This is a genomic window from Nocardioides pocheonensis (genome assembly GCF_003725535.1).
Lineage (GTDB): Bacteria > Actinomycetota > Actinomycetes > Propionibacteriales > Nocardioidaceae > Marmoricola > Marmoricola pocheonensis.
In genome coordinates this window covers 36,752-44,282 of record NZ_RJSF01000030.1, presented here as the reverse complement: position 1 = coordinate 44,282, position 7,531 = coordinate 36,752, and the positions used below count along the sequence as shown (strand labels likewise).

Below are 7,531 nucleotides of genomic sequence, written 5' to 3'. Positions count from 1 at the left end.
CCTCGGGCGGGCCGGTTGCACCAGGGGAACACGCAGGTGCGATCGCGGAGCTCGATCTGCTCGGTCAGGGTGGGACTGGGCTGGTAGCCGGCCGACTGCAGGGTCTCGGCGAGGTCGAGGACCGGCCTGACGGTGATCTTCGTGGTCCCGGTGGTTGAGCCGTTCCTGGTGGTTGAGCCGTTCCCGGTGGTTGAGCCTGCCGAAACCCCGCACCACTCGGCGACCTGCCCAGCAGTGACGAGGTGTCCGCCCGCGTTCTCCAGCCACGCCGGGGCGTTGTGATCACCGGAGCGGAGGGCGTCCTCGGAGAGGTGCACGTAGAGCACGACGTCGCGGGCCTTGGGGCTGGTTGAGCCGCCCAACGGGGTGGTTGAGCCTGCCGAAACCACCCCAGCCTCGAACTCGATCGCCTGCTGACCCCGGGCGAGCATCCCGACCGCGAGTGACCGGCGAACGTCGAGGGACTCCTCGTTGCCCAGCGCGGCGAGTTGTTCGGCTCCGCGGCGGACGGCGTCGTCGAGGTCGATGGCGTCGGCGAGGTCGAGCTCGCCGTGGACGCGGCTGGTGCCGGCGAAGGAGACCTGGTCGTGGTCGATGGTGAAGTACCGCTGCTCGGCGGACCGGTCGCGTTGCTCGGCGGCCAGCTCCGGCATGAACATCGCGATCGCTTGGTCGACCAGCCGTTGGGACTGGGTGGGTCCGGTCTTGTGCGCGAACGGAGCGACCTGGGCGTCCACGAACCCAGCGGCCTCCTGGTTCAAGTGGAGGGTGGCATCAGCGATCCGCTTGGCCCGCCACGGCGCCAACGACCCGGCCTGCACCCGTGCCCAGGTCTTCGGCAACCGGTGGGCCAGCTCGAGGGCCTGGGCCACCAGGTTCCGACCCGACTCGATGGACAACCCGAGGGCGGCGGCGAGCTCCCAGACCGCGAACTCACTGACCAGGGTGCGCCTTCGCCGGCGATCGGGATCCCGGTGTCCCGACCGGTCCCGGTCACCAGCGTGCAGGCGTCGTCGACGTCGTCGACCACGTGCAGGTGCGCCCACTCCAGGGCGGTGGCGAGGACGCGGGCTTCGGCTGCGTTCGCCTCGGCCCGGGCCTGCCGGATCGACCCGAGCACAGCACCAGCCGCGGTGCCGCGGTCGGTGCTGGTGGTCGGGTTCCTGGTTCGAATCTAGGGGTGACCACCGACAGAAATGGGCCCGAATGCCCTTGCTGGTAAGGGAATTCGGAAGAATTCTCGAGAATCTTTCGCGGCTCACCGCGACCCACCGGGGCCCCGTGCAGTGCGGGTGGTTTCGGCAGGCTCAACCACCTGGAGGTTGGCTCAGCGGTCGGTGGCTGGGTCCCTGCCCGACGGGTGGTTTCGAGGCTCGCTGGCGCTCGCACCTCAACCACCCAGGCGCCGAGCCGCAGCCGACAGCAGAACTCAACCGTGCTCCGTCCCCCGTCGTCGCTGCCCGTTCCCCCGGCACAGACCGCCAGCCGACGAGCGCGGTTGAGGCAAGCTCAACCACCGAGTGCGACGCAGACCGGCGGCCGAGAGCAGGACCCGGGCCCCGCGCCGTACCGCGCCGTCGCTGCCGTCCCCCCGGCACAGTCCGCCACCCCGACAGCGTGGTTTCGGCAGGCTCAACCAGCGGTGGTTGGCTCCCTGCCGACGAGAGCGGTTGAGGCAAGCTCAACCACCGAACGCACGCCAGACCGGCGGCCGACAGCGAGACCAGCCCGACGCCGTCCCTCGTCGTCGCCGCCGGTTCCCCCGGCTCCGACCGCGACGCTGCGAGCGTGGTTCCGGCAGGCTCGCCCACACCGTCGCCCATCCCCCGCTCGCTCGTTGAGCCGAACATGCCTCGGATCCGTGCGCTCCTCCTCGCCACCTGCCTGCTCGCCCTCGGCACCCTCGGCCCGCTGAACCCGGCCCACGCGAGCGACGCACCGCAGCCGGGCACGCCGGCGTACCTAGCGCGCGATCTCGCCAACATGTCCGACGCCTACGGCCGGGTCACCGGCCCGGGTGGGCAGCTGGCGAACCCCAACTACCTGCCCGCGCTCATCCGTGAGTCGAGCCTGCTCACCGCCTCCCAGCTGCTCGCGCAGGCAGCCACGCCCACGCGGCCGGCGCTCGACCCGGGCAACGTCGTGCCCGGATGGAACGTCGGCAACCCGCTGCGCGCGGGGTGGAACGGCACGCGCGGACGCTCGCAGAAGGTCTCGTTCCTCAACCGGTACGGCGCCCTCCTCCGCGGCACCGTCTACGCCCCGCTCGCCGGGGCCACGGACCCCTACACCGGGGCGCGGCTCACCGGGCCGTTCCCCGGCGTCGTGATCACGCCGGGTTCCGTCCAGGGGTCCGAGGGCATGTACACCTGGCTGGCCGAGGACCTGGCGGAGCGTGGCTACGTCGTGCTGACCTTCGACGTGCAGGGCGAGGGCACCAGCGAGACGCTTCCGCACACGACCGGCGGCGTCTTCCCCTTCTGCAACCCGTTCGCCGCGCCCGTCGACGGCAACGTGCTCGGGTGCCCGGGCGTGCCCTTCCAGCAGCTCGCCAACTTCACCACCGGCACCGAGGACGCGCTCGACTTCTTCCTCTCCCCCGCCGACCCGTACGCCGCGCTGCTCGACCGCTCGCCGGACCGGGCGGGCGTCACGCCGGGCCGGACGACCCGCATCGCGCTCATCGGGCACTCGATGGGCGCGTTCGCGGTCTCGAAGCTGCAGGCCACCGATCCGCGGGTCGAGACCGTCGTCGCGCTGGACAAGCTGGCCGGACCCAGCTTCCCCGCGCTGCCCGGAGCCGGCGACAACGCCGACAACCGCCCCGTCGTGCCCGCACTCGCGGTGCAGTCGGAGTACGGGTTCACGGTCGCGCCGTACCCGCTGAGCGGTGGCAGCTCGCTGATGCCCACCCCGGGCAACCCGGACCCGATGCGGGAGCGCCGGACCGGATTCGACGACTGGCGCGCCGCCGGGGTCGACAGCATGCTCGTCGTGCCCCGCGCCTCCACCCACCTCGAGTACGCCGACATCCCCTACGTGCTCCCGGCCAGCCGCTGGGGACAGGACCTGACCAGCGCCTACGTGCAGGCCTGGCTCGGTCGGTACCTGAAGCACGACGGTGACACCGGCGCGCTCCTCGGCACCTCGCTGCGCTACCTGGAGCCGCGCGGCAGGGGCGTCTGGGCTCCCGTCACCCTCGACCGCGGCAGCCTCCTCAGCTTCTACTACTGCTCCGCGTACGCCCTCCACGACGGAGCCGACGGACACGGGGCACTCCGCGAGGAAGGTGACATCGGCGACATCGGCGGTTGTACCCCCTGAACCGCTGGGGATCGGGGCCGGAATCCATTATCTTGATATCGAGAGAATCGTCCCGGCGGCGCGGGCGCGATTCTCGTTCCAGCCACTGATATGCCACCCGGCGCCGGGCTAGCCTTGCTAGGTCAACGCAGCGCCACGAAGAAGAATGAGGCGATCCAGGCCGTGCCCGTCGAAGACCCCATGTCCGCGTTCGGAGCCAACGAGTGGCTCGTCGACGAGATGTACGAGCAGTACCAGAAGGATCCGAACAACGTGGATCCCGCCTGGTGGGACTTCTTCAAGCAGTATCGCAACGGCGATGCGCCGACCAGCGGCACGGCGAAGCAGGCTGCGAACCAGGCGACGAACCAGTCGCCCACCCAGGACCCGAAGCCCGCCTCGGCCCCGACGGCGAGCCAGGCCCCCGCCCAGGCGCCTGCCCGAGCGGCCACCCCTGCCCCCGCCAGCACGGCCCCCGCCGAGGCGAAGCCGGCGCCCACCCCGGTGGCGAAGCCGTCGGACGCCGCCACGCCGGCCGCGGCCGGTGACCCCTCCGCCCGCTCGGCCACGCCCGCGGCGGCCGCTCCGGCGAGCAAGCCGGTGCCGAAGGAGCCGTCGAAGCCGAAGGCCGCCGAGGCGTCCGACGAGCCGACCTACACCGTCCTGCGCGGGGCACCCGCCCGGACGGCGCAGAACATGGACGTCAGCCTCACCGTGCCGACCGCGACCAGCGTCCGGCAGGTCCCGGTCAAGCTGCTGTGGGACAACCGGATCGTGATCAACAACCACCTCGCCCGCGCACGCGGCGGCAAGGTGTCCTTCACCCACATCATCGGCTTCGCCCTGGTCAAGGCGATCAAGTCGATGCCCGAGATGAATGTCGGGTACGACGTCATCGACGGCAAGCCGACCCTCATCCAGCCGGCGCACATCAACCTCGGCCTCGCCATCGACCTGGCCAAGCCCGACGGCACCCGCCAGCTGCTCGTGCCGAGCATCAAGGCGGCGGAGACGATGAGCTTCGCGCACTTCTGGACGGCGTACGAGGAGATCGTCAAGAAGGCGCGCAACAACAAGCTCGAGGTCTCCGACTTCCAGGGCACCACGATCAGCCTCACCAACCCGGGCACGATCGGCACCAACCACTCGGTGCCGCGCCTGATGAAGGGGCAGGGCGCGATCATCGGCGTCGGCTCGATGGACTACCCGCCCGAGTTCCAGGGCGCCTCCGACGAGACGCTCACCCGCAACGCGGTCAGCAAGGTGATGACGCTGACCTCGACGTACGACCACCGGGTCATCCAGGGAGCGCAGAGCGGGGAGTTCCTCCGCCGCGTGCACGGTCTGCTGCTGGGCGAGGAGGACTTCTACGACGAGATCTTCCGCTCCCTGCGGATCCCCTACGAGCCGATCCGCTGGAGCAAGGACGTCTCGGCCAGCCACGACGACGACGTCAGCAAGCAGGCCCGCGTCCTCGAGCTGATCCACGCCTACCGGGTGCGCGGCCACATGATGGCCGACACCGACCCCCTGGAGTACAAGCAGCGCAGCCACCCCGACCTCGAGGTGGAGTCGCACGGCCTGACCCTGTGGGACCTCGACCGCGAGTTCGCCACCGGATCCTTCGGCGGCGAGCGCCGGTTCATGAAGATGCGCAACATCCTCGGCATCCTGCGCGACTCCTACTGCCGCACCGTCGGCATCGAGTACATGCACATCCAGGACCCCGAGCAGCGCCGCTGGATCCAGCAGCGGGTGGAGCAGCCGCACCAGAAGCCGCCGCGCGAGGAGCAGCTGCGGATCCTGCTCAAGCTCAACCAGGCCGAGGCGTTCGAGACCTTCCTGCAGACGAAGTTCGTCGGGCAGAAGCGGTTCAGCCTCGAGGGCGGAGAGACCACGATCCCCCTCGTCGACGAGATCTGCGAGGCGGCCGCCGAAGCCGCGCTCGACGAGGTCTGCATCGGCATGGCCCACCGCGGCCGGCTGAACATGCTCGCGAACATCGTGGGCAAGTCCTACAACCAGATCTTCCGCGAGTTCGAGGGCAACATCGACCCGCGCACGGTCCAGGGCTCGGGCGACGTGAAGTACCACCTCGGCGCCGAGGGCGCCTTCGTCGCGGGCTCGGGGGACAAGATCAAGGTCTCGATCGCGGCGAACCCCTCCCACCTCGAGACGGTCGACCCGGTCCTCGAGGGCATCGCCCGCGCGAAGCAGGACGTGCTCAACCGCGGTGCCGCCTACCCGGTGCTGCCACTGCTGATCCACGGTGACGCGGCGTTCGCCGGCCAGGGTGTCGTGGCCGAGACGCTGAACCTCTCCCAGCTGCGTGGCTACCGCACCGGCGGCACCATCCACGTGGTGGTGAACAACCAGGTCGGCTTCACCACCTCGCCCGCGTCGTCCCGGTCCTCGCTCTACTGCACCGACGTCGCCCGCATGGTCCAGGCGCCGATCTTCCACGTGAACGGCGACGACCCGGAGGCGTGCATCCGCGTCGCACGGCTTGCCTTCGAGTACCGCCAGGCCTTCAACAAGGACGTCGTGATCGACCTGGTCTGCTACCGGCGGCGTGGTCACAACGAGGGCGACGACCCGTCGTACACGCAGCCGCTGATGTACGACCTGATCGAGCAGAAGCGCTCGGTGCGCAAGCTCTACACCGAGTCCCTGATCGGTCGTGGCGACATCACGGTCGAGGAGGCCGAGCAGGTCCTCAAGGACTACCAGCAGCAGCTGGAGCGGGTCTTCACCGAGGTCCGTGAGGCCAACACCCGCCCCGACGAGTGGACCACGGTCCCGGCGTACCCGGAGAAGATCGGGGCGACCACCACGACCGCGATCTCGGTCGAGGCGATGAAGCGCATCGCCGACGCCTACGTCACCCCGCCCGAGGGCTTCACCGTGCACCCCAAGGTGCTCCCGCAGCTGCAGCGCCGGGCCGCCGCGATCAACGAGGGCCCGATCGACTGGGGCACGGGCGAGATCCTCGCCTTCGGCTCGCTGCTCATGGAGGGCCGCCCGGTGCGCCTCGCCGGCCAGGACTCCCGGCGCGGCACCTTCGTGCAGCGGTTCGCCACGATCATCGACCGGCGCAACGCCAACGAGTGGACGCCGCTGGCCAACCTCACCGAGGACCAGGCGCCCTTCCACGTCTACGACTCGCTGCTCAGCGAGTACGCCGCGCTCGGCTTCGAGTACGGCTACTCGGTGGCTCGCCCCGACGCGCTGGTGTGCTGGGAGGCGCAGTTCGGCGACTTCGTCAACGGCGCGCAGATCATCACCGACGAGTACATCACCGCGGGGCAGACCAAGTGGGGCCAGCAGTCCGGGGTCGTGCTGCTGCTGCCGCACGGCTACGAGGGCCAGGGTCCCGACCACTCGTCCGCCCGGATCGAGCGGTTCCTGCAGATGGCGGCCGACGAGGCCTTCGTGGTCGCCCAGCCGTCGACGCCGGCGAGCCACTTCCACCTGCTCCGGCGGCACGCCCTCGGCGAGGAGCACAAGCCGCTGATCATCTTCACCCCGAAGTCGATGCTCAAGCGCAAGGAGGCGGCCTCACAGCCCGAGGCCTTCACCCAGGGCTCGTTCGCGCCGGTCATCGGCGACTCGATCGTCGACCCCGACAAGGTCACCCGGGTGCTGCTCTGCAGCGGCCGGATCACCTGGGACCTCGCGGTCGAGCGGGGCAAGCGGGAGGGCGAGGAACCGACGACGGCGATCGTGCGGATCGAGCAGCTCTACCCCCGCCCCCTCGAGGAGCTGAAGACCGAGCTCGGCCGCTTCCCGAACCTGCGCGAGGTGCGCTACATCCAGGACGAGCCGACCAACATGGGCCCGGCGCCGCACTTCCGGCTGAACCTCTTCCCCCAGCTCGACCAGGAGGTCGCCGTGATCTCGCGGCCGGAGTCCTCCTCGCCGTCGGTCGGCCAGCACTCCCGCCACGTGGAGGAGCAGAAGTCGCTGATGGACCAGGCGTTCGCGTAGGTTTCGAGGCTCGCAGGCTCGCACCTCAACCACCGGAGAGGGTATGTACTTCACCGATCGCGGCATCGAGGAGCTGGAGAAGCGCCGGGGCGACGAGGAGGTCAGCCTGGCGTGGCTGGCAGACCAGCTGCGCGACTTCGTCGACGTGCATCCTGAGTTCGAGGTTGCCGTGGAGCGGCTGGCCACCTGGCTGGCGCGCGGCGACGACCCCGACGACGAGTAGTCCGTCGCCGGGGCCGCC

The 7,531-nt window shown here is 70.2% G+C and carries 3 protein-coding genes and 1 pseudogene; 3 read left to right on the top strand and 1 reads right to left on the bottom strand.

The window, feature by feature from the left end; translation table 11 throughout:
* Positions 1–872: pseudogene (locus tag EFL26_RS08735) on the bottom strand (HNH endonuclease signature motif containing protein); the annotation flags it as partial.
* 976 nt (positions 873–1,848) lie between these two features.
* On the opposite strand from EFL26_RS08735, the gene EFL26_RS08730 reads away from it, so the two are divergent.
* From EFL26_RS08730 to EFL26_RS08720, 3 genes are all read left to right on the top strand, one after another.
* Positions 1,849–3,324 carry an alpha/beta hydrolase family protein gene (locus EFL26_RS08730; RefSeq protein ID WP_183408098.1) on the top strand — a complete coding sequence of 492 codons (1,476 nt, stop codon included), beginning with the start codon at positions 1,849–1,851 and terminating at the stop codon, positions 3,322–3,324.
* 180 nt (positions 3,325–3,504) lie between these two features.
* Positions 3,505–7,290 (top strand): multifunctional oxoglutarate decarboxylase/oxoglutarate dehydrogenase thiamine pyrophosphate-binding subunit/dihydrolipoyllysine-residue succinyltransferase subunit, encoded by a 3,786-nt coding sequence (locus EFL26_RS08725; RefSeq protein WP_221176902.1) that lies wholly within the window; start codon positions 3,505–3,507, stop codon positions 7,288–7,290.
* Positions 7,291–7,333: 43 nt separating this feature from the next.
* Entirely contained in the window at positions 7,334–7,513 is a 180-nt protein-coding gene (locus EFL26_RS08720) for a DUF6104 family protein (RefSeq protein WP_123222512.1), read from the top strand.
* Positions 7,514–7,531: the final 18 nt, after the last annotated feature.